This window comes from Haloferula chungangensis (assembly GCF_042664875.1).
GTDB classification, from domain to species: domain Bacteria; phylum Verrucomicrobiota; class Verrucomicrobiia; order Verrucomicrobiales; family Akkermansiaceae; genus Haloferula; species Haloferula chungangensis.
The window spans coordinates 58,984-85,573 of the sequence record NZ_JBHTBS010000003.1 but is presented as its reverse complement, the minus strand read 5'-3'; the positions used below and the strand labels follow the sequence as shown (position 1 = coordinate 85,573).

At 58.9% G+C, this 26,590-nt stretch carries 13 protein-coding genes; 1 reads left to right on the top strand and 12 read right to left on the bottom strand.

Annotated features, from left to right (window positions below; all coding sequences use genetic code 11):
• Positions 1–143 precede the first annotated feature (143 nt).
• The 11 genes from ACFQY0_RS06905 to ACFQY0_RS06855 all read right to left on the bottom strand — a co-directional run bounded on the left by ACFQY0_RS06905 (position 144) and on the right by ACFQY0_RS06855 (position 22,142).
• On the bottom strand, positions 144–8,297 hold the full coding sequence (locus ACFQY0_RS06905; protein ID WP_379710702.1) for an RHS repeat-associated core domain-containing protein: 8,154 nt from the start codon (positions 8,295–8,297) through the stop codon (positions 144–146).
• The gene (locus ACFQY0_RS06900; protein WP_379710700.1) at positions 8,294–10,501 is read right to left on the bottom strand and encodes a hypothetical protein; all 2,208 of its coding nucleotides are present in this window, start codon (positions 10,499–10,501) and stop codon (positions 8,294–8,296) included. The genes ACFQY0_RS06905 and ACFQY0_RS06900 overlap by 4 nt, the downstream gene beginning before the upstream one ends.
• A gap of 12 nt (positions 10,502–10,513) precedes the next feature.
• Positions 10,514–11,344, bottom strand: a complete 831-nt coding sequence (locus ACFQY0_RS06895) for a hypothetical protein (protein ID WP_379710698.1) — start codon at positions 11,342–11,344, stop codon at positions 10,514–10,516.
• A gap of 636 nt (positions 11,345–11,980) precedes the next feature.
• Positions 11,981–13,006 carry a phosphate acyltransferase PlsX gene (plsX, locus tag ACFQY0_RS06890; protein WP_379710696.1) on the bottom strand — a complete coding sequence of 342 codons (1,026 nt, stop codon included), beginning with the start codon at positions 13,004–13,006 and terminating at the stop codon, positions 11,981–11,983.
• 86 nt (positions 13,007–13,092) lie between these two features.
• Positions 13,093–13,275, bottom strand: coding sequence for a 50S ribosomal protein L32 (rpmF, locus tag ACFQY0_RS06885; RefSeq protein ID WP_379710694.1), 183 nt, complete (start codon positions 13,273–13,275; stop codon positions 13,093–13,095).
• A gap of 12 nt (positions 13,276–13,287) precedes the next feature.
• Entirely contained in the window at positions 13,288–13,788 is a 501-nt protein-coding gene (locus tag ACFQY0_RS06880) for a YceD family protein (RefSeq protein WP_379710692.1), read from the bottom strand.
• A 132-nt stretch (positions 13,789–13,920) separates the two neighbouring features.
• Positions 13,921–15,864 carry a glycosyltransferase gene (locus ACFQY0_RS06875; RefSeq protein ID WP_379710690.1) on the bottom strand — a complete coding sequence of 648 codons (1,944 nt, stop codon included), beginning with the start codon at positions 15,862–15,864 and terminating at the stop codon, positions 13,921–13,923.
• A gap of 113 nt (positions 15,865–15,977) precedes the next feature.
• The gene (locus ACFQY0_RS06870) at positions 15,978–17,705 is read right to left on the bottom strand and encodes a hypothetical protein (protein ID WP_379710688.1); all 1,728 of its coding nucleotides are present in this window, start codon (positions 17,703–17,705) and stop codon (positions 15,978–15,980) included.
• 226 nt (positions 17,706–17,931) lie between these two features.
• Positions 17,932–19,008, bottom strand: coding sequence for an Ldh family oxidoreductase (locus tag ACFQY0_RS06865; protein ID WP_379710686.1), 1,077 nt, complete (start codon positions 19,006–19,008; stop codon positions 17,932–17,934).
• Between the two features lie 78 nt (positions 19,009–19,086).
• On the bottom strand, positions 19,087–20,379 hold the full coding sequence (locus tag ACFQY0_RS06860; RefSeq protein WP_379710684.1) for a hypothetical protein: 1,293 nt from the start codon (positions 20,377–20,379) through the stop codon (positions 19,087–19,089).
• Entirely contained in the window at positions 20,376–22,142 is a 1,767-nt protein-coding gene (locus ACFQY0_RS06855) for a hypothetical protein (protein ID WP_379710682.1), read from the bottom strand. The genes ACFQY0_RS06860 and ACFQY0_RS06855 overlap by 4 nt, the downstream gene beginning before the upstream one ends.
• 237 nt (positions 22,143–22,379) lie before the next feature.
• On the opposite strand from ACFQY0_RS06855, the gene smc reads away from it, so the two are divergent.
• On the top strand, positions 22,380–26,171 hold the full coding sequence (smc, locus tag ACFQY0_RS06850; RefSeq protein ID WP_379710680.1) for a chromosome segregation protein SMC: 3,792 nt from the start codon (positions 22,380–22,382) through the stop codon (positions 26,169–26,171).
• Between the two features lie 83 nt (positions 26,172–26,254).
• On the opposite strand, the gene ppnP is transcribed toward smc, so the two are convergent.
• Positions 26,255–26,578 carry a pyrimidine/purine nucleoside phosphorylase gene (ppnP, locus tag ACFQY0_RS06845; RefSeq protein WP_379710678.1) on the bottom strand — a complete coding sequence of 108 codons (324 nt, stop codon included), beginning with the start codon at positions 26,576–26,578 and terminating at the stop codon, positions 26,255–26,257.
• Positions 26,579–26,590 lie beyond the last annotated feature (12 nt).

The following is a 26,590-nucleotide window of genomic DNA, read 5'->3' as shown; positions in this document are numbered from 1 at the left end:
AGACCGTTGACTTTCAAGTGTTGGGTGGCGCGCTTCTGAGACGGCTGGGAGGCACCATCGGTCCCGCTTACCAGGGAAACCGATGGAAGCTGTGAGAAGGGGCTGTGGCTCGGGAACTGAGTGATTCCCGGCCACGGTTTCTTTTACGGAGACTGGGCGAGTGCCTCCTCATTGATGCGATAGTAGTCATAGGCCATCAGGGGAAGGGGGAGGAATTTCGAGACATTCTCGGCGGCTGACTTGATTTTCTGAAGCAGGACCCAAACATCCCGTGTTGCCACAACCAGGCGGTAGAGGGCACTTTTGTTCAGAGCTGCAGTAACTGAATCTTTCGCGTAAGTCCCCAACTTTCTGGCTCCGAATTTTCCTATCTGGAAAATGGCCTGCTGCACGAATGTCAGCTTGTATTTCGGTTTAACGATATCGGTGAATTTGGGGGCGATGCTTCCAGCAATCACTGAGATTACTTTGGCGGCGAAGGCGGCCTTGAAGAAGGCGAGGCTTTGCGAGTAGATCATATCCGCCATCAGGAACCCGTAGTCTCCCAAAGGAAGTTGAGGACGCCTAGGATCGAAGACGGGAACACCAATTCCCGGAACGGTCAGGCGGGCGAATCCACGGAAATCGAGGTAGCGTTCCGCCAGCAAGATCGAGGTCTCCAAGAGCTTCTTGGCTAGAACCTGGGTGGCTCGCTCAATGTGGTAAGCCTGGACCTTTCGGAGATTGAACTGGATTTGGAAGCTTACCTGAATCCCCATGATACTGAAGAATCCGCTAGGGTCGAAGTTGGTGACCGGATTTGCATTGGCGTAGAGGTAGCGGTGGAGTGAAAGAGGTTCATCGGAGAACCCGTCAAAACGATCCGCACTCCAGAAGCGTCCTGTGTTGGGATCCGAGTAGCGGGCACGCAGGTAGTAGAGCCCGAGGTCCGAATCAAAGCGTTCGCCACGGTAGAGGAATTCACTCATCACCCCCGTCGCAGGTCCCAGCAGTTTGCCGTAGGCATCGTAGAAGTAGCGCTCAATCACAGCGCCGGTAGCATCAAGAAGCGCCGCGACGCTTCCACTGCCGTCGTAAAGGAAATAGTGTTCCGACGCCGCAGGTGACAACCTTTGGGAGATCAGGTCTGAGCCGAAAGAGTAAGCGGCTGCTACGCCACCCGACTCGTTCCGCTCTTCCACGGCTTCACTGTATCCCGTCAGATTGATGTCATCGATCAGGTATTGGGTTGTCTCACGAGTTGCCCCAGACGTGATGGTTTTTGATATGCGGATTCCCTCGGCATCATAAAGCAAATCAACCACGGAACTGTCGATCTTGGTTCTCCGGATCAGGCGGTTGCGGAAATCGTAGACATCGGTGCCCTGGTAGGTCGGGTTGGTGAGGGGCGACGTCAGGGTGTTTCCGTTGGCGTCGTAGTTTGTCCCGATCATCCGGTCATCGGCATCGTAGCCCATGGACTGGGAGGAGATGGCTGGGACGCTGCTGTTACGGGCGAGACGGTTTCCGTTTTTGTCGAGGTCATACTCGACCAAGCCATTATCGGATGCGGCTCCGCCACGGAGGTTCTCCGAACGAAGACGATAGAGATCGTCGTAGGTGTAGTCGTGAATGCGGCCGCCCGCGCGCGACATCCGTGAGCGGTCTCCCCGGGGATTGAGCTCATAGGCAAAGCTGTCGATCACGCTACTCGAGCTGTCGGAGATCTCGAGGCCGATCAGGCGGTTTCGGTCGTCGTAGCTGAAGGCATGTTCCACTCCGCTGCCATAGGTGGTGGACGAGAGGTTGCCGTTGAGATCGTAAGTGTAGGAAGTGGTCGAACCGGTCCGATTGTCGATAACCGAGCTCAGGCGGTTGGCGGCATCATAGCTGTATTCGAGGTCGATTCCATCAGCCCCATCGCTTCGGGTTGAAGTGAGCAAGTTGTTGTCTTGCCAGGTGTAGCTCAGGGCTCCTGTCAGAGTGCTCTTGCCCGTCAGTCTGGAGCGCTCGTCGTAAGTGTTGGACTCGGACGAGATGATGTCGCCCGAGTTGTTCAGGATCGTGCTGGTGAGCTGGTTGCCGTCTGCCGCGTAGGTAAAGATGATCCGTGCGGGCGCATGATCGAATGCGAGCGAGGGATGGCCGATGTCGGCGGTGATCTCCGTCATTCGGTCAAGCCTGTCGTAAGCGTAGCGGGTCGTGTAGCCGGCGAAGTCGGTGTGAGTCACCATGTTGTCGTAGGCGTCGTAGGTGAACGTCTCGGTGGCACCGCCAGGAAGGGTGCGGGAGGTGCGGTTGCCGAGGGCATCGTAAGTGAACTCGGTGCGGTTGCCATTGGCGTCGATTTGTGCCGTGCGGTTCCCGACCTCGTCGTATTCGTATTCCACCTTTCCGTCGCCGCCGGAGACGGGGCTGCCGTTTTCGTCGAGATACTCGACTTTCGAGATGCGCCCGAGTCCGTCGTAGGTGAACTTCTTGCCCCGTCCTTCCTCGTCGATGAGTTCGCTGCGGCGGCCGATTTCATCCCAGTTGATGTGGGTGCGGGTGGTGCCGTTCTGGGCAGTAGCCGGGAAGATTTCCTCCACCGGGCGGCCGCCGGCATCGTAGACCGTTTCGGTGCGGTTGCCTTCGGGATCAATCACTGCCACCCGGTTGCGATCGGCATCGTATTCGTAACGCGTGACCAGCTGGACACCTCCCGCAAGATGCTGAATCCGCGCAATCTCAAGATCGCGGTTGTCATATTGCATCTCGGTGCGGTTCCCCATTTCGTCGTAGAAGTCCGTCTGACGCCCGGCGAGGTCATAGACAGCTTCGGTGCGCGGGTTGTCGTCAGGATCGTCGGGCGTATCGTCGGGAAAGATGGTGAAGCGCAGCCGATCTTCGCCGTCATATTCGTAGCGTGTCGTTCTTCCAAGGGCATCGGTTTCTGAAATCCGGCGGTCTTCGGCGTCATAGGTCGAGGTGACCGCCGACAAGTCGGGAAAGGTCGTCTTGATCATGTTGCCGCTCGCGTCGTAATCGAAGCGGGTGACGCGTGCCTCGGATTCGTTGCCGGCATCGAAGTCGGCTTGGTTTTTCCAAACCAGTATCGCCGTCAGTTGCCCGACCTCGTTGTATCGATTTTCCTCAATGCGACCGTTCGGTTGAATGGTCAGCTCGAGATCGCCCTCGGGCGTGTAGGTATGGTCGACCGCGATCGCCTGTTCCGTTCCTCCAGGCAGCGTGCGATAGTTGATGCGCCGCAAGGTCAGACGCTGTGAATCGAGATAGGAGCGGATCTTGCGGAACAGATCGCCGTTCGGATTGCGCAACTCGGAATCGACGATGCGGGTCGCGTCGGCAAGACCTCCGTCGTCGAATCCCGGCTGCCCTCGGTCAAGATAGGCATAACTGGTGATGTTACCCGCGGGATCGGTCAGGGTCTGGATGTCTCCATTGGGATAGTAGGTGAAGACGGTGCCGGAACCGCCGGCATTGACCGCCGAGGTCATGCCCGTGACCGAGCCGGTCGCAGGGTCGTAGTCGATTTCGTCAGCGTTCCCTCTGGCATCGACGATGCTTGTCGGGTCGTTGCTGTCGTTGAACTCGATGCGGGTGGTGAACCCCGTTGAGGGATTGGCGGGATCTTCGCCGGTGGAAGCACCCGTTGTTTCCGCGATCAGGTTGCCTCTGGCGTCGTAGGCCCGGCTGACAACATTGCCGACCTGGTCAATCGAGTATTTTTGTTGGGTGGTGCCGGGATAGTACTCGAAGGTGGTGACGCCACCCTCGGTATCGATTCCGCGGACAACATTGCCGAGGGTGTCGAATTCCTGGACCGCCGTGTTGCCCAACCTGTCCGTAAACGTCTGGGTCATGGCGACCGGGTCATAGGAAAAGCCGACGGCATTTCCGCGCGGATCGATCTGTCGGATCAGTCGGCCATCATCATCGTACTCCGAACGGGCGGCCGATATCCCACGGGGGTCGATGATTTCAGTGAGGTAGTTCGGCCGTCGGGGGCTGGCATAGACAAACTCGGTTTTGGCGTCGGTGCGGTCGGTCACGAAGCGCAGGCGTCCGAGGGTGTCGTATTGGTACTGGATGGATTCGCCAGCGGGGTCGGTGATCTTTGTGATCCGCCCTTTGGCGTCCCGGCTGATGCCAACGCTGGTTCCATCGGAATGCTCGATGGCGTTGCGCGAAAAAGTGAGTTTGTTGCCGTTTCCATCACTGACCTGTTTGAGCCCCGATCTTTGATCATACTCATATTCGAGCCCGTCGCCGGTGGTGAGGATGTAGGAGTCCGGGTTGTAGCCGAAGGGCAGTCCGACGGTGTAGACCGCGCCGTCTTCTCCCAATTCAACCCGTTCGTAGTTGCGCGGGGCAATTCTCAGGGTCTCAACGACACCGGGGTCCGGGACGAAATAGGGGGCGTAGGTCGTATAGAGAAAGCTGTTGCGACGGTCCCGGACGTTGAAGGTGAAACCAAGACGCTCTCCCGTGGGTGAGGTGATGAAAACGCGGGTTCCGACCTCGAAGGGTGTGGCATTGAAGAAATCGGCGCCGGTGTCCGGAACGGTTTCCGTTAGATCGGCTTCGCAAAGGGCAAGGCTCCAGCCGGGACCGAAGTCTCCCTGGTGGCCGGTATCGAGCGAATCGTAAATCCGGCGAACCTTGATCGGAATCCCGGAGACGGGAATGTTCAGGTCTTCGAATTCAATACGGAAGTTTCCAAGCTTGGTCTGGCCGCAGACGAAGACGATCAGTCCATCGGCAAACCCGCGCCCGGAGGTATTGAATGCGCGGAGTCTGAGGATGTAGCTGCCGTTGCGCAGCAGGCTCGGGTCGAAGCTGCCCAGCTTGGCATCGTCCAGCGGTGTGTTTCCGCGGGCAAGCTCAACCCAGTCGGCGGCCGCGTTCAGGTTGTTCAGGCTCACCGAATCCGCTGGGGCGTATTCGAGCGTCCATTCGTCCAACACACCTGAACCCGCGGAGATCGTTCCGCGAATGTCGGTGATGTAGCTGAGGTCGCTTTCCGGAGCGGGGGAGGTGAAGGCGACACTCGGAACCGACTGGTCTCCACTGTCGAGGGTGGTCGTGGCAAGTGACCCAAGGCCATTGCTGTTGAAGGCCCGAAGCCGGATCACCCATTTTCCGTTGTCGAAAACAGGATCTGTCAGCGGCGCAAGGGTTTCATCCGTTTTCTCGCTGTTACCCGGAACCAGCTCGGTCCAGGCAACGGAGGGATCCGACAGGTCGTTCGAATTCACATCACCGAGCGGCGCGTAGTCCACGATATAGCGATCAAGCGTTCCACCATTGGCGAGAACGGAGCCGATCAGCATCGTCTTGTCGTCCGTCGGAGTGCGAGGCGAGGTGATGCGGGTCACCGGACGTTGGCCTGTCGCGGGATTGTTGCCGGATGGCGTCGAGGGCGAGCTGAAGTTGTTGTTGGCGGACGGATTGAAAACGATGCCGACCACCGTGCCGAGATTGCTCTCATTGAAGGCTGAAAGGCGGAAAACCAGGGGTTCGTTCGGCAAGCTTGCGGGATCGAGTTCCTTGAGAAGTCCGTTTGAAAGAGGCGTGGTGCCCCGGGCGAGGAAAGTCCAGGAGACGTTGCTGTCCGAGAGACTGCCGAGGTCGACCTGGGTGCGTGGCGCATAATCGAGAACCCAGCTACGGAGTGTCCCGCCATTCGCACTGATGTCCGCACGGATCCTGGTGGAGTCGTCTGCCGGTCCAAGGGGGGCGGTAAAGGCCGCGGTGGGACGGATTCCCGAGCCGCTACCGGTCGTTTGAGGCGGAGGCGCTGTGTTTGTGGACGAAGTCGGATTGAAGGTGATCGCGGTGATTCTTCCCAGCCCGTTGGTGTTTTCCGCCCTGAGACGGAAGGTGATCAGTTCATTCGGATAGTTGGCAGGGGTGATGTTGGCGAGGAGTTCGGCACTTTTCGGGACCGTGTCTTCGGCGATCTTCTGCCACAGCACGCTCGGATCGTTCAAATTGGCAGGATTGGCTTTTGATGCGGGAGCCCACTCTAACAGCCAGTGGGCGAGGGTGCCTCCATTTGGATCAACGGTGCCGAGAAATGCCGTCGGGTCGTCCGCCGGAGATAGAGGAGCCTGGAAGGAAACCAGGGGGCGAAGGTCGGTGGCGTTGCCAGCGGTCGAGCCGGGTGGAGCGATCGGCGTCTGACCGGGACCCGCCGGGGCAGGAGCGTTCGGGTCAAGAACCCGGATGTAGGAAACGACCTCGGAGACCTGATCGGCGGAGTCGATCGCGATGGCGCGTAGCTCGACCTGGCCGATGGTGCTGAAGGTCCGGGTGGTCGAAACCATCACCTGTCCGACATTGGGATCCACTTCGACATCGTCGATGAAGAGACGGGTGCGGAATACCTGCTGATCATCGGAGGCGATCGCTTGAATTCCCACCTCTTCGCCGGGCAAGACCGAGGGCGCGGTCTTCCTGATCGTGATGGTAGGCGGAAGATCGATCGGCGTTACCTCCACGTTGAAGGTCTGAGTGTCGGTAAGGCCATCCGTATCGGTGGCGACGATGGTGAAGGTGAAGGTTCCGGCCTCGCTTGGCTGCCAGAGGACGGTGCCGTTCGCCGCGTTGATCGTTGCTCCGGGCGGTGGCGGGATGTCGCCTGGAGACGTTCCGAAGGAATAGGTGATCCCGGTGCCGTCCGGATCTTCGGCTTCGGAGTCGTAGTAGTAGACGTTGTCGAGCTGTTCGGTGGTGAAACCGGAATAGATGACGCTGTCCTGCGAGTAGTTGTAGAATCCGAATCGACCGCCGGTGAAGGTATCATCCGCGACCTCGAGGCGATCAAGGAGGACGCCCTCTTCCCGGACCTCGACGACGATGTTTCCAGGGGTGAACTCGAGTGTGATTTGATAGTCCTGGAAGTCCTTCCAGGGGATGTCGTTCGGGGGTGAGAGGACTGTCGTATTTTCCCTGTCCCGATCCGACCACCAGAAGTCCGGTTCGGTGAAATCGCGGTCACCGGCGTCGAAGCGTTTGATGGACATGCCACGAAGGGCGGTTCCCCCGACGTAGCCTTGAGAGTTCTGTTTCCAATCGAAAACGTAGAACTGCTTGCTGTTCTGATAGCCGAAGATGAAGCCCATCAGGTCGTCGTCACCTGAGGTGTCGACCCGGAAGGTTCCGGTAACACGCAGGTTGAGCAGGCTCTGATTGCTGATGAGCGCCGACGGTTGGGCATTCCGTGTCTGCTCGACCGAAAGGCCATCGGGTGCGAGGACCCAGTTGGAGGCTCCCTGACTGCCGGGATAGTTCTCGACGGTCCAATTGGCAAGACTGAGGGGTTGTGAACCCCGCACGGATCCGAGGGATACACCCGGAGGTGGGGTGGTGATGAAAAACGGTGCGCAGGGCACATCTCCGAGATATTCAAAGGTGAGCTCCGAGCTTGCCAGGATCGAGCCATCGGCAGCGAGTGCTTCAACCTTCAACTGGTGCTGGCCGAGGGCGAGGGGTGTGCCATTGAGCCCATCGATGAATGATTCATCCAGGATCGCCGAGGCATTGCTCACCTTTGGAGTGATATCGGAGAACGCCCCTCCATCGATGCTTGCTCGCCAGATAGTGGCGTCGCCAGTGTCGACGCTGCTGAAGGCTGCGTGGTAGAGCGAGGTGGCTCCGTCGGTGAAGCTGTCACCGGTGTCGTTGCGGAGGAAAAGATGGATCGCAGGATCCGGAGGGAAGACTGAGAAATAGGTGTCGGCTACAAGGCTGCGGTCGCTTTCCTCGACCGAGTCACTGATGTTGAAATCGAAGTACGAGAGGTACCGTTGTTGGCCGAACTGCTGCTGCCAGGTCTCGCGCAGGACACAGGCATCCCGGAAATCCACATCGCGATCTCCATCGGCGTCACCGCAAACCTGATGGAATCCGAAAACAAAGTCATCCAGGGGAGTCGCCGATGCAGCGCAGGCCGCCCGACCGCGCTCGGTGACGAGTGTATCGGTATCGAACCAGGCGATATAGTTGCCGTCGGGAAGGAGTGCCGTCGTCGAGCGACCAATGATCCAGCTCGCCGTGTTGTTTCGGGGGTCGAAGCGGAGGGTGGCACCACTGAGGTCGACGATTTCTCCGGTGTCGATGTTCCGAACTGTGAGGGCCTCAGGCTGAATGAGCGGAGCGACATTGCGGTCGAACTTCACGCCGATCGCCTGAATCATTGATCGCTGCGGCGATCCGTCGTTGATCCAGGATCCGGTAATGGTGGGAAGCGATGGAGTCTGAGCATTGAGCAGATTCGGGAGCAGAAGTAAGGCGGCGAAAATCGAGGATTTCATGGTGCGGGGGTGTTGGTAACACGATAAAAACGACTATCGGTGGGGACGGATTCGGTTTTCGGTGGCCCCTGGTCGAGCCATTGGATGCGCTCGCCGGTGCCGATGATCGGCGGCATGCTGACATTCCAGTGATGCATGTCCGAGCTGTACTCGATGGTGTAGTTCTGATCCTTCTCGGTGAGGAACTCGACGATGATCCCTGAAGCAGTCTTGCGGACAACGCGGAGGTCGAGTTGCAGGGGATTGGTAGATGGCTGAGGCGGGAGCGAATCAACCGGTCCCAGACGGAAAGATGGCGTGAAATTGGGGTCGCGGCTGGGTCGATAGAATTCCAGGAGCAGTTCGAATGTCGCCCCCGCAGCGATCTCGCCGAAATAGTCCACGTAGGGCACGCCGTCGATCTCGCCATGAGCATTCCAGAGGATGACGCCTTCGGGAAGGTCATCGACGAACAGCCGGAACCCATTCAGGACGCGGCCCGAATTGTTGACCAGAGTCAATCGTTGCTCCAGTAAGCCGGTTTGCTTCTGCACGGTGATCTGGCCGGAGATCGTGATCTCGGGAAGCAGCGTGCCGATCACTTCAATGGTGGCGGTTCCGAAGGTGATATAGGGGTCCAGTGTTAGACAGAGTCCGGTGACGAAGATGTCTTCAGTAGGGCCAAGTTCGTTCCATGGCTCGATCGCCAAATCGTAGGTGCCCGGCGAGAGATCCGTGGCGCGGAAATTCGAGAGAACCGGGTTGATGCTCACTGTCCGGTCCTGGGAAAAGAAGCCGCTCCCCTTGATGCCGGCGGTTCCGGTAGCGGCAGAGTTGACGCCTTGGGCGTTGAGCAGAGGGCCGTCGCTATCGAGCAGGGCCGCAGCTTGAGGCGTGATGAGGCCCGCTAGGGTGCCGTCTCGACTTCGCAGCGTCACCGTCATCCCCTGGCTGTAGAGGCCGCCTTCTGGGATGGGTTCCATCACGAGGTTTCCGGAGACCTCTTCTCCGAGGTCGATGGTGTAGCTGGGTTGGTCGAAGCGGATGGTGGTTGGGCCTAACCGGGGTCCGAAGATCGATGAGCTCAGGCGGCAGATGGAAACCTCGAATTCGCCCGAATTATTATACCACCCGAAACCATCGGAGGATCCGAGGAAAAGTCGGGTGGCTCCGGGGGGGACGACAAATTGTTGTCGGGTTCCGGCATCATTCACTCCATCGCCAATGAAGAAGATCTGTCGGAGACCCGGTGCAAGAACCTCGAAATTGCGCGCCTCCGGTGGGTAGACAAATTCATCCGGTGCCGGATTTGCCGGAATGGCGTCGCTCAGGAAAACCCCGACCAAGGCGTCGACCGGCAGGGAATTGGCACCACTGTAACCGGCAATTCCGAGCGCTGACGAGCTGCTATAAAGTCCGCTTCCGTCGGGAAGGGTTGTTGGATTTGAAGCGCCGCCGAAGGAGACGGATCCAGTGGCGGAGAATGAGAGAATGTCTCCAGGAGCTACCTCGCTGGCAAGGACAGGCGATTGTTGGGGAACCGAATCGCCCTTCGTGCTTGCGCCATCGGCTTGCCCCGCCAGGAAGGGATTGGCATTTCCCGGGACGATGACTTCAGCGTGAAGTTCGGAAAGGTCAGCCAGGGCAGGGTCATCGGGTAGGCAGGGGGCAGAACCGGGAAGGCTGACGAAGGAAAAATCATCGAGCGCCGTGTCGTTGCCGCCGAAGGCGCGGCTGGTAAAGACAATTTCAATCGTCGCCGATGCGTCGTCCTCGGATGACCAAACCCTTTCAATCGGCGTCCATTTGCCAAGCTCAGCCGGAACTTCGATCGCATCGCCCAGCTGCGATCCATTGATGCGGACAAAGAACTCACCCGGGCTGGATCCAAACACGTTCGAGACCCAAAGTGAGAATACATAGTCGGTCTGGGTTCGAGTCTCGACCGTCTGCGACCAGGCATGGGGTGAGTCGTCCCGAGTCGAGCCGTTGACGACCAGCATCAGACCAGTTCCCGTGGTATGGTCGCCGATGGCGGAAAAGGCTCCGTTGCCTGTTCTTGGATTGCTCAGGACTGCGTAGGTCTCTGCGGGTGTGAGGTTGGTAGTTGATAGGTACTGCGAGCTGAAACCTGAATCCCCAGCTTCGAAATCGCCATTGATGATAAGATTTTGACTGGCAGCCGTGCCAAGGAGTGAACCAAGGAGCAATGAGATGAGCTTCATGAGTCGGTGATCTCAAAAGTTGAAAATAAGCCCTGCGCTGATGATGAAGGCTTCATCGAACGAGAGGTCAGCCGAGGCAGAGGAGGTGTTGATAGTGACGCTGTCGAGATACTGATATCGGGCGCTCAAATAGAGGCCGGTTTGCTCACTGAGTGCGTAGCTGGTCATGGCACCGATGTAGAAACCGGGAAGAACGGAATGGTCATTGACCCGTCCGCTAGTCGATGCACTGCTGCCGCTTGCGAGGGAAGTCGTTGACGCGTATTTGTAAGTGCTGTCCGCAAGAGCGAGGGAAAGGCCGAGTTCAGCTCGAAGTTGGAACCGTTCGCTGGGATGATAGGAAATCCATGGGCCAAGATTCAGGGTGAAAAGATTGGTGTGGAGATCGTTGCTGCGACTGACCAGTGACCCTCCGGGGATGCTGGCGCTGCTACGCGTCGCGCGGGTGTCGAGAAGCGGGCCGGGTCCCGTGAAACTCCCACTGTAGGGTGCCAAGGGAGGGATGACGCCACCGAGGGGAAAGCGGTCCACGATCTGGGTGGCGGTGCCGCGAGCCACTCCCGCTTCCGAGGAGTCAAGATCCGCATAGTGAAATCCCACGTGCATTCCCCACGTCATGGCAGATGAGGAGCCTCCGATCCTTCCGAGTTCGATTTCTGCAAAAATCTCGAAAGCAAGTTCGCCGTCGGGATCATCCTCGCCATAGCTCAAGGAAGGAAGGGCGCCACCTGCAGCTGTTGAGGTGAATGCGAGTGTTCCACCATTTGAAGGATCATACTGAGAGGCATCCTGATAGGCCCAATTCGTTGTCGAGCTGGTGAGTCCGCTGATATCAGGTCGCACAAAGCCATTGTCATAATCGCCGAATACGGGGCCCGGGGGGATGAGCGGAACCCCTGCAATTCCTGGCGATCGGTTGGAGAAGGAGGAGGACGAGTTGAGGAGAGGTGCATAACCCACACCCAAACTCCAGCCCTTGGGATCCGGGGGCGGTTCAATGATGGATTTGGAACTTTTTGCTCCAATTTCACCCGCAACCAGGAGAGGTGAAGTGGCGATCATAACGGCGAGACCATGGAGGGGTGATCTCGATTGAGGGAGGGGGATACGTCCGGAGGGAGACATAATCAAAAGGTCTTTCCTCCAATGTGCTATGAGGCCGATGTTGATCTGTAAAGAAGAAATCAGCTTGGTTAAGCTTCGCGAAGTTTTGAGATGAAGCAGTTCAAGAGCATGATTCATCAGCAAACGTGATCGCTCGGAACTCAATGCGACGCTTGGGCTTCCCCCGAAAAGGACATAACTCGTCGGTGGTTCGGACGCCAGGAATGGAGAGACTTAAGCAGGACTCGCGGAGGGGCGAGGTGCCTGATGCGGCTCCGTCGTTGGGCCCGCGAATAGACTCTCGAGTTACCGAGCGGGCCATCGGGGCTTCAGGCGAAGGAAGGTGGAGCCCGTCAGCGGGGGGCGCCTGGGATTCTAACCCTTGAGACGTTCCAAGGTCTCCGAAATGTGCAGGTTGACCTGATGATTGACGCTCTCGACACCCACGCGGATGGCGTTGCGGATGGCGAGGGCGCTGGAGCCGCCGTGGGCGATGATCACCACGCCATTGACGCCCAGAAGCGGACTGCCGCCGTAGGACTCGGCGCTTGCGCGCTCCTTGAGTTCGGCAAAGGCACCCTTGGCGATGAGGGCTCCCATCTTGCGCACGGGAGAGGCGGTGAGGGAGGCCTTGAGCCACTTCGACATCGCCTTGGCGGTGGCTTCGCAGCTTTTAAGTACAACGTTTCCCGTAAATCCGTCGCAGAGACAGACATCGAGTTCGGATTCGAAAAGATCGTGGCCTTCCACGTTGCCGAGGAATTCAAAGGGAGCCTTGCTGGTCTCGGTGAATTCCTTGATCAGCTTGAAGGTATCTTTGGTGAAGGCGGTGCCCTTCTCGTCTTCCTCACCATTCGACATGATGCCGACCTTGGGTCGCTTCACGCCCATCACACCGGTCGCAAAGGCGCTGCCCATGATGGCGTAGCCGAGGAGGTGGGACGGTTTGGCTTCCGGGTTGGCGCCAGCATCGAGGAGGTGACAGGCACCAAATTCATTCGGCAGCGCCGAGGCGATGCCGGGGCGCTCGATGCCGGGGATGAGGCGAAGTTTGATTTGGGCGCCGGCGACACAGGCACCGGTATTGCCTGCGGAGACGAAAGCATCGGCGCGCCCGGCCTTGACGAGGTCGAGGGCGAGCGAGATGGAGGATTGCTTCTTTCGGCGAATCGTCGTGGCGCCCGGCTCGCACATGCTGATCACCTCGGCGGCGTGAATGATTTCGAGGCGCGGGTCCTTCAGATCGAGGCCGTGGGTGGGGGCTTCCGCTTCGATGGCGCCCTGATCTCCTACGAGAAAGAGCTTTTCGATGGAGGGATAGCAGGCCAGGGCGTCCTTGGCCCCGGCGAGATTGACGGCGGGGGCGCGATCACCTCCCATGACATCGAGTGCGACTTTCATCTGATTAAAAAGGTGAGACGTGGATACAAGAAATCACCGAGCCGGATGACCGGCACGGCGACTTGAAGGAATAGGACTCGAATGCCTCAGAAGGCATCCACTTCCAGCACCTTGCGCTCACGGTAGACACCGCAGGAAGGGCAGGCAATATGGGAGGGCACGCGGCTCTCGCAATTGGGACAAGTCTTGAAGATTGGGGCACGCCAACGGTTTGCGCCACGGCGCATTTTTTGACGGCTCTTGGATTGACGACGCTTTGGTACGGCCATGGGAAAAAGTGTTTAGCGTTCTGGATCGGTGTTCTTAAGGGCATCGAGGGCAGACCAACGGTCGTCACCTTCGTCGCGGGGGCGCGTCTTTACGTCATCATCGGAGGGTTTGTCTACTGCCAAATATCGTGGATCGATTTCACACTCGTGTGGCTCGTCCGCATCGTCGCATCGAGGGTCGGCCGGAAACTGGATCAAAACCTCTTCTCGCAAGGCTTCCGTGGCGTCAATCTGGCTCGAATTCTCAATTTCTAGCGAGATTGCTGCGTTTTCGACAAAAATTGTCTGAGTAAAAGGATGGAGTGTCCGAACGCAGGTGAACTCGAAGGGAGCCGAAAGGGAGCCGGTCAAAAGAAGCTCGGATTCGAAACGCTGAACAAAAAGATCGTAGCGGAGCGGGCCGACGGCCTTGGCATCGTTCGAAGGAAGGTCGAAAACGGATTCCGAGATCTCTCCCGAAAAGGCCTGTCCCTCTTCGGGCAGGACGCTGAGGTCAATGATGAAGCCTTTCATGCCTGAGATGTAAGGCGAGATTGGCAATTTGAAATGGGAAATTTCGCGATCGATGAGTTTTGGCCCATGGGGAGGCCGCCATCGCTCGTCAGGAGGGTATGCAGGCGCATTCCCAAGCCGGGGGCAATCCCCTTACGCGACCTCGCTGACCACGGCCTGAAGGAGGCTCTGACGACCGATCTCGCCCAGGCGGGTGAGAAAGTCCTGATAGTAGAGCACTTCGATCCGCCCGTCCTTGTGTTCGACGACGCAGCTCATGTTTTCCACCCAGTCTCCGGAGTTCAGGTAACGGATGTTTCCCATCAGCTTGTCTTCGGGCGTGTGGATGTGGCCGCAGATGATGCCATCGCAGCCTCTTTTTTCCGCCAGCTCGATGAGTTGTTCCTCATACTGGCTGATGAAGCTCACCGCCCCCTTGACCTTTTCTTTGATCTTCTTGCTGACCGAGTAGTAGCCCTTGCCGCGCCATTTCCGGTAGTGGTTGTAGACGCGGTTGATTTTGAGAAGTGAGTCGTAGCCGAAGGCTCCCAGCACCGCTAGCCAGCGGAAACGGGTCGAGACGGCATCGAAGCCATCACCGTGAATGACCAGATACCTCTTGCCGTCTAGTCCGGTGTGAATGGCGTCACGCTTGAGCTCGATCGGTCCGAAGTTCATCGGGAAGAAGCGGTCGAGGATGTCATCGTGATTGCCACGCAGATAGATCACCTTGGTGCCCTCCTTCTCGCTCTTTCTGAGGATGGCTCGGATCACCCGGGTGTGACGTTTGCTCCAGGAGGTGCCGCGTTTCAGGGCCCAGCCGTCGATAATGTCGCCATTCAGATAAAGGGTCTTGCAGCGGCAGTGCTTGAGGAAATCGAGCAGCTCGGTGGTCTTGGCTTCAGGGGTCCCAAGATGGAGATCGGAGAGGAAGAGGGATTCGAAATGCAGCAGGCGCTTTCCCTTGTCCGGCGATTTGGGAGTCCCGAATCGGCCTGCCGTTTTCTCCAGAGCAGACTCGAAGATGTCGATAATGGTGGTCCAGCCGTGCTCCTCGGCGTGGGACCTCGCTTCGCGCCGGACATCTTTCCACGAACAGATCTTCGAGGCGGCTTCCGCCCGTCTCCGGAACTCCTGTTCGTCGCCCTTGCTTGCCTTGAGTCCGTTCCGTCCGTCGACGACGTGGATGCGCGAGGCGGCGTAGTCATAACTGACGGTGACCAAGCCGCTGGCCATGCCTTCTAACAGGACATTACCGAAGGTCTCTGTTTCACTGGGAAAGAGCAGGACATCGGCGGAGGCGTAGTGCTGAGCGAGATCGTCTCCCGAGCGAACACCGGCGAAGTGCACATCAGAAAAGCGCTCTTCAAGGCGCTTGCGCAGAGGGCCATCTCCGACCACCACGCAGCGCACCTTCGGGTGGGTTTCGCGGATCTTGCTGAACGCCTCCAGGCCCATTTCCAGGTTCTTCTCGGGGGCGACCCGACCGACGAGTAGGTAGACCGGTGTCTCATCGTCCGCTCCCCATTCCCGACGCAGCTCTGCATTTCGTTTGTCAGGATGGAACAGTTCGGAATCCACGCCTCGTCCCATGACTTCGACGTTTTTGAAATCATGCTGCCTCAGCGTTCGGGCGACATCCTCGGAGGGAGTCATCGTGACATTGGCGAGTTCGTGGATTTTCCTCAGCCAGCCGAGCATGGGCGACTTCAGACTGCCGAGTCGGTACTGTTCCAGATACTCGTGAAAGCAGGTGTGGAAGCCGGCGATCGAGGGAATGCCGAGACTTTGCGCTGCTTGGAGTGCGGAGAGTCCCATCGGACTTTCCGTGGCGACGTAGACCACGTCGGGACGCTTGCGGTTCCAGCGTTTCCGGAATTTCACAGGGCGGGGGAGACCGATGCGCACTTCCTTGTATCCCGGCATGCGGAGAAAGCGGGTGGATGTCTGGCCGGTGCTTGCAGAGCTGTCTTCGCCGGATCGGATCACATGCACGAGGTGGCCTCGCCCCCGCAAGCCCTCCACCAATCGCCCGATGGTCATGGCGACTCCATTCACATCAGGCGCATAGGTGTCGGTAATGATATCTATTCTCATCATCTCGGAGCTTGGTTTTCTCCTTCAAGATAAGAATGCCCCGGGATCTCTTCGGGATCAGATAGGATTTGTGTGAACATTCCGGAACATTCCGCCCCCGGCTCAATCGGCGGTCATCGCATCACGCTATCGATACCCATCGCGGACTTCCGGACGAATTTCGGCAAGGCTTTCTGTCCCTTCTTTCCCACCAACCGGTAGATGAACGAGAGCAAACTCAGGATGACGAGGTGGTCGATCACTCGATAACCGCTCTGTTTTCTCAGGAGGAGCCCGGTAACCCAGCCAATGGTCCGGCGTTTGACCTTGAACGGCTTGAACTCAGTCTTGATGCGGTAGCGCTGGCGCTGACTCCTCGGCCATTTCTGCTTGTAGCGCTTCTTGGCGGCGATGATCTCGTCGATGGTTTCCTGCTTCCAGGGGAGGAAATAGTAGCGCCGCGCCAGCGCGATCAGCTGAAAGCTGTCCTGCATGAACTCAATGTCCTCGACGGGCAAGTCAGAGGATCGGGCGAGCTCCTTCATCTTCTCAAAAAGTGTCAGCACCGCCTCGGCATCGCGCACCGCTCCTTCGTGGTCGCTCACGAAGTGGCGCATCAGCTTGCGCATCGGAGCCGTGAAGAAAATGCAGTCCCAGTAGACATGAACCAGCGGTGGGATTCTTACGCGACGAAAGAAGCGCTGCTGCTGGGCATAGTCCGGAATGTAGAGCAGCTCACGGATGACAATGTCCGACAACTGAAGCAGCTTCATCACGGATTCCACACGCTCGGATCCGAGGTGTTTCTCAATCGTCTGCCGCGCGGTCAGTTTGTGACGAAAGATGCCGATCGCGCTCACGCAGTTCAACTCGATCCAGATTTCTTCGGGAACCGCAGACGACTCGACGAAGGGGCGACGCCGGAATCCGTGCCACCCTCCGGTCATGCACCACATGGAAAATCCCACGAGATTCTCGTCGCCCTCCAGCTCCTTGTGAAAGGCCTCGCACTCGCTGCCGATGAACGACGGGTATTCGCCAGCGCCTTCGTATTCACGACGACCCTGAAACTCGATGATCTTGGGCGTCTTCGTGCGTGTCAGAACATCATTGAGAGGAAGGTAGCGAAAGAAGTCTGAGGCGCCGTGCTTGAATGAAAGAATCAAAGCGTCCGTCTTGAGTCCCTGAATCATCTGGCCGATGCGGTTGCGGTGCCAGATAAGGTCGCCAATCGGGTGCGCGCCGACGGTCCAGGTCCTCAGGATGAGCTTCTTGCCGAGGGACTCGAACAGAGGCAGCAGACGCCCGAGAAGTTTCCGCGCATCCTTCGCCGTGCGAATATGGAGCCGCGAGCGGATCGGGTCGTCAACATCCAGCCCATCACTCTCGCCAATGCGCAGGATCAGTCCGGAGACCTCGGGAAACGATTCGAAAAAGGTCCGGATCACGTCCGCATACCACTCCTCCATTTCTCCCCGGTCGCCGGCAAGCCGCTCGTCGATCGCGCTGCTTGTGCAGACGACGTCGGACGTCACGAAGACCTTCATGCCGGCCTGCAGGTGGATGTCCATGACCCGCCGCATGCGAGCCGCCAGCTGCGAGTTGCGCTCCCGGACTTCATCTTCAAACCACGGATGATCGCTGAGGTGGGCGAGGTCGTCGAGCGTCACGGCATTGTAACCCATGTTCGAAACCCGCCCGGCGAAGTGCCGGCTTTCCTCCTCGATCATCTGCCACTGATCGTCGGCTTGCTCGCCTACGGTCTGCAAGTGACCAAAGGGAATCTTCGACCAATTGATGCGGCGCTTCTCATAGCCCCGGAAGAAAGGCCCGATCGCGTCTATCAGAAATAGTTTTGTCAAACTGCGGAATCATCTCAACCCGCATCCGTCATGCTTGTGCTTCTACGGGGCGAATTCGTCACAGGGGCCCCGTCACAGGGGGTCCTCGGATCGATCAGGGCATGACTCCTGAAGCGCGTGGGGTCGCCGCTCCCGTGGCTGACGCCGAATGCCGCTCAGCGGCCGTCGCGACGAATCAGGGCGGGAGATCGAGGCTCCCGCCCTTTTTTGAAGGTGGCCTGCTGCCTCAGATGGGCTTCAGTGGCTCGGCGCCGACTTCTGCGGCGAGCTCGGCGAACTCATCGAGCTCGGCCTGGGTGAAGTGGAGACCGCCGGCTTCGTCGGAGCGCTTGCGGGCTTCGGCTTCGAACTGGCCGGGGAGAATGCACTTCTCGTTGCCGTGGCCGAAAATGTCGCCGATGACTTCCTTGAGGTTCTCCATCTGATTGCGGCCTTTGGCAAAAGCGTTGCCGGAAATGGCGTCCGGATGGATGACCTGGAAGTAGAAGGCGGTGCTGGTCTTTTCACCGGGGCCAGCCTGGGAGGCGCGACCACGGATGCTTGGAAGCGAACCTCCGATGAGGGCACCGTAGAGTTCGTTGAGAAGGCACATCGCGTAGCCCTTGTGCGCGCCGAAGGGAAGGAGCGCCACGACTTCGTTCGGGTCGGTCGTCGGATTGCCGTCCTTGTCGACCGCGGCATTCGGCGGAAGCTCCTTGCCTTCGCGTTTGAGTGCCTGCACGCGACCCATGGCAACCACGGAAGTCGCCCAGTCGCTGACCAGCGGGAAACCTACGGCATCCGTCGTAGGAAAGCCCCATGAGTGCGGGTTCGTGCCGAGGGTTGGGAATTTGCCGCCGAAAGGAACGACCTCAGCGAGGGCGGAAGTGCAGTTGGTGTAGGCGATGTAGCCGCGCTCGGCGGCTTCCATCACGTAGCCACCGCCCCAGAGGTAGTGGAAAGCGTTGTCGACCGAGACCTGGCCGATGCCGAACTCGTCGGCGAGCTCGATGCAGCGGTCGATCGCGCGGTAGGCGACGGATTGACCGAGTTTGCGATTGGCGTTCCACGTTTCCGACGCGGCGAACTTCGATGGGATGACTTCGATTTCCGCACCCGGGGTGCAGCCGCCGGTGGCCGAGCCGAAAAGGTGGTCGAGGTGAAGGGCCTTGAGGGCGTGATGGGTGCGGATGCCGTGACGGGCAGCTTCGGCGGCCAACTTGGCACCTTCAGCGGACTCATCGGCGGTGAAACCGCGGGATTCGTAGGCAGCTTGGACAAGGCGATCGTGGTCGGCACGGGATACGGTAAGGAAATCGGACATGTTTGTTGGCGTGAGCTGCACAGAGAAAAGCGGAGCTGTGAGACAACTCAAGTGCGGAATTGAGCATCCCGTGGGGGACTACTTTCGCTGCGACTCCGCCCATTCCCTTCGATCGGCGGGGAGTCCGGCAATCCAGGCGTCCTGCTGGTTGGCGGGGAGATGAAAGAGTGCGATTCGGAAGAATTCATCGGAGAGTCCGAGGAAGGGAAGCTCGGCGACTTCCTGAGGCGTAGCTCCCTTCGCCAAGTAGACCAGAGCCCTTCGCTGCATCGCCGGATCGGTTAGGGAATTCGCCCACTGCCATCCTGAGTCACGATCCAGCCTGGCCCAACTGCGGGCTAAATCGTTGACGGCGTAGAGATTGCTTTTCTCCGAGGGAATCTCATTGAGAAGGGCCGCCGTCTGTTGGAGATCGCTCAAGGTGTCCGATGGCCGGGCGGAGACCATGTCGGAGGCGATCATCCTCGTTGCCGTAGGTGGGAGATGTTGAAGCGCCACTTTGAGGGAATCCAAGTCGAGGGTGCCGCTGGCAATGACGCCTTTGAGGGCTTCGGTGCGTTTTATTCCTTCGAGATCGAGCGCAAGGCGGAAAGTGCTGTCAGGGTCCGCCTTTGCCGCCGCCTCAAATCCCGAAACCAGCCATTCGTCACCCCAGAACCCGTCTCTAGTCGGATGGTAGTCGGCACGGCTCATCCATTCGAGGGCGGCGGCAGGATCCTGCTTTGCCCAGATCGGTAATGCCTGGTTGAGAAAGCGACGGTAGTCACTTACGAGTGGAAGCGTTGCCAACGCCGCCACGACTGCCTCGGGATCGTCTTCCATCCATTTTCTGTGCCCCCAGCCGAAGCGATTGAAATCTCCAGCGCGCGCGGCGAGGGCCACACCTTTTTTGACATCGAGGTCGAGGACCGTGTCGATGACGGTTTTTCTCAGTTCGCCGCCGAGTCGTTTATCCGTGATGGCTGAGACCGCATCCATCGCGGAATCAGGGTCGGCAGCAGCCCAGATTTTGAGGAGCTCCGGCGCGAAGTCCGTGAAACGTAGTAGATCAAAATCCTGTCGCAGCCACGCCCAGAAACCGGCGGGATCCGCTTCCGCCCAGAGCCGTGCGGCAAGGCGCGAACTCTCGGGAGAATCGAGTTGGGATCGGAAGAAGCCCGGCCACTCATCACGGCGGAGCGTGGCCGCCTTTTCGGCCAGCGCCTGCATGCGCGATGCGGGGGCGAGATTGGCGGTCGAAAACGAGCGGGTGGTTTCCGTTCGCTTGATCGGCTCGGCGGGCGGTGCTTTCGATTCCTTCGGGCACAGCAAGGGAAGCGCGAGCCCGATGAAAAAGCCTGAACAAGCGACGACGGCGAGGAAGGCTTTCATTGCTTCGCTCCTCCTTTCATCGTGTTGAGGGATTCATGGAGAACGGAACGCTCTGCGGCCGAGATGTCGGGTGACTTCAGAAGTTCGAAGGCGGCGGGGTAGCCGATGTTACGAGCCACTTCGCTCAAGTGCTTTTTCAGGTAGTTGCCACGGACCTCGCCTTCAAGATAGACGGCCGACATGGTGAACGCGATGTCCGGGCTGTAGCGCATCACATAGTCCTCCATCGCCCGCCAGGCGGTGGCTCTTTGAGGTGCCTCCGGAAGATCCTCAACCCAGCGACTGGCTCCAAGGGGATCATGGTAGCCCCAATTGAAACCAAGCGTGTTGTCCAAAAGGATATAGGTCTCCAAACTGGCAGCCTGATCTTTGCTTGGCATTTCCTGGGTGATTACCCAATTCGCGGCTTTGACCGGATCGGATTTGCCCCATTCCATGGCGAGAGCATGCAATTGATCGCGATTCATCTCCGTCGGTTCGTCAGTGCTGAATAGCTGGCTGAAATACCTTTCGGGTGAGCTGGAAACCAACTGTCGCATGGCTTCCGTTGGCTTGTCCCTCAAGTGTTGAAGCTCCTTGGATTCCAGTCCCTGCTCACTCGCGAATTGCAATGCGGCTTCGGTGTCGTGTGCGGCCCAGTTCAAGCAGATCGCGGTTAGGACAAAATCGCGTGCTTCTCCGGGTGGCAAACTCGCAGCCTTCTGAGCATCCGCGGCGGGGTCCACGCCATACCAGCCGTCGTTGTTGATGGCGGCGCTCAAATACCGCCTCGTGCCCCAGTCGACTTCGGAGTCTAACAACTTCTGATGGAGTGTTGCCACATCGATGAATGGATCGGTGTGCAGAGCAAGATTTGCGTGTGAGAGTGGTGAGTCGGGAGCCGCAAAGAATCTCAACGCCATGCTGGCAATTTGTGGTTGGTGGCTGGAGGGGAGGTCCGTTAGGCCGAGTTGCTCGTAGGCCGCTTGTGCACCCTTCACGTCGGTTCTGATCCATTCGGAAAAGATGCTGAAGTAAGTCTCCTTTTTGTTGGGAAATTCCATGGCTTGGACCCATGCCAGAGCGGATTCCGGATCTTCGAGGGCGAGACCTCGCGCGACGGCGCCGATGAATTTCGCTTTCGCATCATCCTTGATCGAGGAATCGGCGATGAGGCGGGCGATGTCGGGTCGGCTGCGGGCCAGTGACGTCAGCGCGGCCAGGGCTCTATCTCCAAACGGGGTCCCCATGCTCAGGGCGCTAAAATAGCTGGTAAAGTCCGGCCTCCCGCTCTCGATGGCAAACAGCGCGCGAGCAGAGTTAAGGGTGTTGTGTTCGGTTTGGGCCATCGCAGCCTGCTCATCCACCGCGACCCAGGCGTTGAAAAACGATAGGCTCCATTCGCTTCGCCAAACGCCTTTCAAATCGTAGATTTTGGCAAGGATTCCATCCGCATCCTCGAATGTCAGCCATTGCCGAAACAGGGCCTCGAGCTCGATCTCTCGGTCCTGCTCCTGGAGCTCGTTGATGTCGTGGACCATGCTTTCGCACTCGGCGGCCGAAAGCTTCGTGACTTTTCCGAGAAACGCGCTCGTCGGTCCGCTCGCGAGGGGAAGGGTGGGCGCTTGCGCTTCTTTGGTGCGGGGTGGGGGTGCAAGAGGACCGGCCTCGGACGGCGATGAGGCGAGATGTTGGAACGAAATCTGACAGGCCAGCCCGAGCGCGAGCCCGAGCAGCGCTGCCCCGCAGATCCATGTCGTGGACGCTGACTTCCAATCCTTCACAGACTCGAAAATTTGAGCGTCTTTCCCGCAAGAGTAAATCACCATTTCCGACGTCGTCCTGCGAACTACTTTGGATGACTTAATTAGCTTCAATCGCAATATGTGGTGCTCTCATTGGTTTTAAGGCACTACATTTAGTGCTTTAGCCGAATCAAGCTTTCAACCAGAGTCGCTCGCGCTAGCGTCCGTTTCGCCCGGATTCCCTCCCGGGTTCACCCTTAACCCCGCTTCTGTCACATGTATCTCAAATCACTCGATATCCATGGGTTCAAGTCGTTCGCCGACAAGACCCATCTCGAATTCCACGAAGGCGTGACCGGGATCGTCGGTCCGAACGGCTGTGGTAAGTCCAATGTTGTCGATGCGATCCGCTGGGTGCTCGGTGAAACATCCGCCAAGGCACTGCGCGGCGGGGAGATGGCCGACGTGATTTTCAACGGCACGGAAAAGCGCAAGCCGCTGGGCATGGCGGAAGTCACGCTAACGATGGCCGACTGCGAGGAGTCGCTGAAAGTGGATTACAACGAGGTCTCGATCACCCGTCGCGTGTTCCGCGATGGAAAATCCGAGTATCGGATCAATGGCACGCTTTGCCGCCTGAAGGACATCCACGACATGCTGATGGACACCGGCATCGGACGGACGGCCTACTCGATCATGGCGCAAGGTCAGATTGACCAGATTCTTTCCTCGAAGCCGGAAGAGCGGCGGATGGTTTTCGAGGAAGCGGCAGGGATCACGAAATACAAGAAGGAGAAGAAGGAGGCTCTGCGGAAGCTCGACTACACCGAGGCGAACCTTCTGCGTGTGAGCGATGTGTTGGCGGAACAGGAGCGCCGCATGAATTCGCTCAAACGCCAGGTGGCCAAGGCACGTCGCTACAAGAATCTCGCGGCCAACGTCCTCGTGCTCGACACGCACCTGGGACATCGGCGTTTCGTCGAGATGAGTGCCGAGCGCGATGAATACCACACCTCGATTCGATCGCTTGAGGCGACTGAGTGTGAGCTTGAGCGTCTGATGGCTCCGAAAGAGGAAGCGGTTGCGGATGCGCGTCTCGCAGCGCGGAATTTCGAAGGCGAGCTGGCCGAGCTTCGTCAGGAACTGAACAACCACCGCAACGCGCTAGCGAGTGCGGAAGGCCGGATCGCATTCAATGACGAGCGCCGTGCCGAGCTCGAAGGTCGGGTGGGGCAGAACCGCGAGGAGATCGAGGCGACTCGGGAGAAGCTGGAGCGTCAGGAATTCGACTTCGTGGCCGCCAACGAGGCCTTGGAGCAGCTTGCCCGGCGGATTGCGGAAATGGAGATCCAGCTCGAAGAGCAGGAGGAACGGACTCGCGGAGCGGCCGCCCGCCGTCAGGAGTTGGAAGGACAGCTGCGTGAGTCCCGGGTGGAAGCCAACCGCACCCAGACGATCATTGCGGCGACCCAGGCGAAGATCGAGAGCTCGCTGGCCCAGCTCGAAACCAGCCGTGAACGCGCCAAGCAGCTCGCCGATGAGGAAGAGCGCCTCAATCAGGAACTCGAAGAAGCGACCGTTCAGCGTCAGGAGATTTCAACGAAGCTCGAAGAGCATGCCGCGAACACTTCCGAGCTGGAGGAGGCATTTCAGAAGGCCGAGCGCCAGTACCAGCACAATCGTGGCGATCTCGATGCGGCTCGCACGGCGGCTTCCGAGGCGCATAAGAGTCTGGCGCAGCGTTCCTCGCGTCTCGATGTGCTCAAGCAGCTTGTCGCCAGCGGTGAAGGATTTGAAGGCGGCACCCGTTCGGTGCTCAACGGTCTGGATGCGCCGGACCAGTTCAAGCCCGGCATTCAGGGCGTGCTCGCAGGCTTCATCGAAGCCGACAACGAGTGCGCGCGGGCGGTTGAAGCTGCTCTTGGGAGTCACCTGCAGGCGGTGCTCGTTTCCGACGAGTCGCTGGCAGAGCAGCTGATTGCCCGTCTAACAGAGAAGAAGCTCGGCCACGCGGCGATCCTTCCGGAAAGTTTTGTGGGTGGTTCCACCGGCACCCAGATGGAGACGCTTCCCGAAGGCGCGACCGCATGGGCGCTGGATCGGGTGAAGACCGATGCACGCATCAACGGCGTGATCGAGCGGCTGCTGGAAAAGGTGCTGATTGTTCCTGATCTGGCGACGGCACTGAGGCTCCGTGCCAGCCATCGCGATGTGATTTTCGCCACCAAGCAGGGCGAGCTGTTAGGCTCTGAAGGCATTGTCTCGGGCGGTGCGGCGGGTGAGGGAAATGTTTCCGTCCTGGAGCGGCAGAATGAAGTGCGCGAGCTCGAGTCGGAGGTCGCCGGTCTGGCTCAGAAGGAAGAGGAGCTTCGCCACCGGGTGACGCATCTCGAGTCAGAAGTCGTCAGGCTTCAGGAGGAAGTCGAGTCCGCCCGCGAACGCATGCAGCGCCACAAGGTGGAGATGTCGACGCTTCAGGGAGAGCTTTCGCTCGCAACCCGCGAGCTTGAGAGCGTCGAGACCAAGCTTGAAGGCGTTCGCTGGGAGCGCGGCGATCTCGAGAGTCGCGAGCAGTCGGCAACCGAAGGTCGTGCAAGCCTTGAACAGGAACTCTACGCCGGACGCGAGCGATTGGCGGGTTGCGAAGGCGACCAGCAGCGCTTGCAATCGCAGGTCGAGTCGGCGCAGCGGGAAGAGTCCGAACTAGCTCAGGCGCTGAACGAACTGAAGACCTCGCTCGCCGTTGAAAGGCAGAGCAAGCAGGCACAGGAAGCGCAGCAGCAGCCGATGGAGGCGCGGCTTGCCGAGCTGCGTGAGATCAGCGTGCGTCGTGAGACCGAGATCAACTCCTTCATTGAGCGCATGCAGGGCGCGGTCGAAGAGAATGCGCGGCTGCATGAAGAGAGCGAAACCCACCGGCTCGAAGCGGAAGATCTTGAGGTGGAACTTGAGTCACGCGCGGGTCGCCGAAACGAACTTCTTGAGGCAATCGACAAGGCTGAGGCGGAACTTTCCGAAGCACGCCGCGGGCTTTCGAAGGCCTCTGAGCAACGCGGACGCGAGGAAGTCGCCGTGACCAAGATCGAGCTGAAGCTTGAAAACCTGGTCAATGCGATCCTCGAGCGCCACAACATTGAGTTGGCGACCTTTGAGCCCGATGCCCATGCCTTGCTTTCCTGCATCTCGGAGCAGAAGGCGGCGCAGGCGCGCGGTGGACGTCAGCGGATGGTCGACGGCGACGACGATGACAATGGGGAATCGGAAGCACCGGTCATGGTCGTCGATGACACGGCGGACGAAGATGAACTTCAGCTGCCTGCCGAAATGGTGGGTGAGCCGGACTGGGGCTTCGTGGAGGCCTGCGTCGGCGATCTCAAACGTCGTCTCGATTCCATGGGACCGGTCAACGTGGATGCGATCGAAGAATTCGAGGAACTCGAAGAACGTCACAACGACGTGCGCACCAGCTACGAAGACCTCGTTTCCTCGAAAGAGGAGCTCATTCAGGTCATCGAGCGGATCAACGAAGAGACCGAGCGTCGCTTTGCGGAGACCTTTGCTCAGGTGAAGATCAACTTCCGCGACATGTTCAAGGAACTCTTCGGTGAGCAGGGCAAGGCTGACCTCTTGCTGGTCGATGAGAGTGATCCGTTGGAATCCGGAATCGAGGTAATTGCCAAGCCTCCGGGCAAGAAGCTGCAGAGCATCTCGCTGCTCTCCGGTGGAGAACGCTCGATGACGGCGGTCGCACTGCTGTTCTCGATCTACATGATCAAGCCGAGTCCGTTCTGTGTGCTCGACGAGCTCGACGCGCCGCTCGACGAATCGAACATCGGTCGCTTCGTCAAGGTGCTCGATCGTTTCGTGGATCGCTCCCAGTTCATCATCGTCACGCACTCGAAGCGCACCATGAGCCGCGCCGATGTGATGTATGGCGTGACGATGGAGGAGTTTGGAGTTTCCAAACCGGTCGGCATGCGTCTCACGGCATCCGACGACACGGGCGGTGCCAGCAAGGGTGAAGCGAAGTCGGCGGCTCAGAAGGCCGCGCTGCGCCTGGACGCGTAAACAGTTCTTCCGACAGAAGAGGGATGGGGGCGGTGGCGGAGACCTGAGTGGGTCCGAGCCGCCGCCTCCTTATTTTTTCATGCTCAGAGGAATGAGCAGACGTAGTGACAGGGACTGTCGGATACGGTGATGGTAAAACCGGAGTCGCCGGGCACTTTGAAGGAGGTGCCGGCGTCGTAGGAGTCGGTGCTGTTGGAGTCATCGATGACGACCTCGCAGTGACCTCCGACGATTTCCATCAGCTCGGGAGCTTCGGTGCCGAAGTAATACTGACCGGGAAGGATCACGCCGAGGGTTTTGCGTGAGCCATCGGGCAAAAGGATGGTGTGCGAGATGACGTTGCCTTCGAAATAGATGTTGGCCTCGGCAAGGGCAGTGACGTTTTGGAATTCCATGGCGTTGTCCATGGCGGGATTTCG

Coding starts and splice junctions, on each gene's coding strand:
- ACFQY0_RS06905 (WP_379710702.1), bottom strand. CDS start 8,297: ATGAAATCCTCGATTTTCGCCGCCTTACTTCTGCTCCCGAATCTGCTC.
- ACFQY0_RS06900 (WP_379710700.1), bottom strand. CDS start 10,501: ATGAAGCTCATCTCATTGCTCCTTGGTTCACTCCTTGGCACGGCTGCC.
- plsX (WP_379710696.1), bottom strand. CDS start 13,006: ATGAAAGTCGCACTCGATGTCATGGGAGGTGATCGCGCCCCCGCCGTC.
- rpmF (WP_379710694.1), bottom strand. CDS start 13,275: ATGGCCGTACCAAAGCGTCGTCAATCCAAGAGCCGTCAAAAAATGCGC.
- ACFQY0_RS06880 (WP_379710692.1), bottom strand. CDS start 13,788: ATGAAAGGCTTCATCATTGACCTCAGCGTCCTGCCCGAAGAGGGACAG.
- ACFQY0_RS06875 (WP_379710690.1), bottom strand. CDS start 15,864: ATGAGAATAGATATCATTACCGACACCTATGCGCCTGATGTGAATGGA.
- ACFQY0_RS06865 (WP_379710686.1), bottom strand. CDS start 19,008: ATGTCCGATTTCCTTACCGTATCCCGTGCCGACCACGATCGCCTTGTC.
- ACFQY0_RS06860 (WP_379710684.1), bottom strand. CDS start 20,379: ATGAAAGCCTTCCTCGCCGTCGTCGCTTGTTCAGGCTTTTTCATCGGG.
- smc (WP_379710680.1), top strand. CDS start 22,380: ATGTATCTCAAATCACTCGATATCCATGGGTTCAAGTCGTTCGCCGAC.
- ppnP (WP_379710678.1), bottom strand. CDS start 26,578: ATGGACAACGCCATGGAATTCCAAAACGTCACTGCCCTTGCCGAGGCC.